The sequence below is a fragment of the Mycobacterium sp. NGS67 genome (assembly GCF_059812185.1).
In genome coordinates this window covers 1-1,752 of sequence record NZ_JCALCF010000071.1, presented here as the reverse complement: position 1 = coordinate 1,752, position 1,752 = coordinate 1, and the positions used below count along the sequence as shown (strand labels likewise).

2 protein-coding genes are annotated in these 1,752 nt (G+C 64.8%); both read right to left on the bottom strand.

Annotated features, from left to right (window positions below; genetic code table 11):
• Positions 1-1,043, bottom strand: a 1,043-nt coding sequence (locus AC5Y4D_RS27255) for a TnsB C-terminal domain-containing protein (protein WP_500038764.1), incomplete at its 3' end; no start/stop codon positions are given.
• On the bottom strand, positions 1,040-1,636 hold the full coding sequence (locus tag AC5Y4D_RS27250) for a recombinase family protein (RefSeq protein ID WP_055576341.1): 597 nt from the start codon (positions 1,634-1,636) through the stop codon (positions 1,040-1,042). The genes AC5Y4D_RS27250 and AC5Y4D_RS27255, both read right to left, overlap by 4 nt.
• Positions 1,637-1,752: the final 116 nt, after the last annotated feature.

The following is a 1,752-nucleotide window of genomic DNA, read 5'->3' as shown; positions in this document are numbered from 1 at the left end:
GACCAGCGCTGTGCTGGTGTTTGGCGGGTCTCGCTGTGCACCCGGTGGTGATAGCCGTCGCTGAGGAACCGCCCGATCGCGGTGTCCAATTCGGGCAGGGTGAGCCGGGCCTGTCCGGCTCGATCAGGGGTTCCGCGTGGCGCGTAGCCGGGCAACGTCGACAGGCACATCTGGTTGACGCTGTTGAACAGCCGCTCGATTTTGCCCCGGCCGCGTGGCTTGCCGGGCAGGGAGAACACCAGTTGGATTTTCAGTTCGGCCGCTACGGTCTCCATATGCCGGGAGGTGAAGTCGCTGCCGTGGTCGGTGTAGAAAACGCCAGGGATGCCGCACACCGGCCAACCGGGATCGGGTTTGCGCCAAATCGCTTGCCGCAGCGCCAAAGCGGTGTTGATCGCGGAGGGTGCCTCCAAGCTGACCATGTAGCCGGCTGCAGCGCGGGAGTGGTCGTCTTCGATGACAGTCAACCAGGGGCGAGCCGGCTTTGCCGACGGCGTGATCACCCATAGGTCCAGTTCAGTGTGGTCGGCCTGCCATAGCTCGTTCGGCCCGCTCGCTTGACGCCGATACACCAAATCGAAGGTCTCCTCGTATCGTTTGGTGCCCTCGTGGGCCAACATCCGCAAGCCCGGATCGAGGCCCGCGACGATCGCGTACACCGTGCTGTAGGACGGCACCGGCCAGTCATGTTGCGGCGCAATCTGGGTCACCTGGCGGTGAATATTTGCCGCACTGATCGGAGGCCGTCGTAATGCCAGCCCCTCGATCAGCGTGACCATTTGATCGGGCAACCCGCGGCGGCCGCAATCAGAGCGTCCAGGACGGACCAGCCCCACTAGTCCTGACTTGCGGTAGCTGGCCAGCCAGCGCTGCGCGGTGCGCAGCGCCACCTCACCCTGACGCGCGGCTTCGGCCAGCGATATCCCGTCGTCCAGGTGTGGGCGCAGCACCGCGTAGCGGGCCATCGCCTGTTCGCGTTGGGCCATGGTCAATGCGGTATCCGCTTCGTCCGGTGTCCTGACCGGCTCTTGCGGGGGGGTCATGATGCGGCCGAGCCGTTGTTAAGGGCCTTGCCCAGATGCCGATAAATGGTGGGTCGGGTGACTCCGAACTCGGCGGCGATCTGCTCGACGGTGTAGCGACGCTTGCCGTGTTCGTCTTTCTCGTCGTACATCTGCTGGGCCAGCTTCACCTGACGGGGACCCAGTTTGGGTTTTTGCCCACCGGTGCGGCCGCGGGCCCGCGCGGCCGCCAAACCGTCCATGGTGCGCTCCGACATCAAAGCGTGCTCGAATTCCGCTACAGCGCCGAGGATTTGGAAGAACATGCGGCCAATGGCCGTTGAAGTGTCGATGCCTTGGTCGAGTACCACCAAATCCACGCCGGCGCCCTGCAGGCGCTTGGACAACTCGATGAGATGCTCCAGCGATCGGCCCAGCCGGTCCAGTTTGGTCACCACCAGCTGATCGCCGACACGGTTGGCCGACAGCAGAGCTTTGTCGAGCTCCGGCCGGCGGGCCAGCTTGCCCGACACCTTGTCGAGGAAAATCTGGTCACAGCCCGCCGCGGTGAGCGCATCGCGTTGGGCCTCGGGGTGCTGGTCGCGGGTGGAGACCCGCGCGTAGCCGATCCGCATGGCCGGACGGTATCGCCAACCCCCGACAAGTTGACGTTGGCGCGGACACGGCAAGCGTTACAGGCCTATCCTGCGGAAATGTTCAGCCTGGCGGACTGTCGCGCGAACGATCGTTA

Excerpts from the sequence above, each read along its gene's own strand:
- AC5Y4D_RS27250 (WP_055576341.1), bottom strand. The coding sequence starts at position 1,636 with ATGCGGATCGGCTACGCGCGGGTCTCCACCCGCGACCAGCACCCCGAG.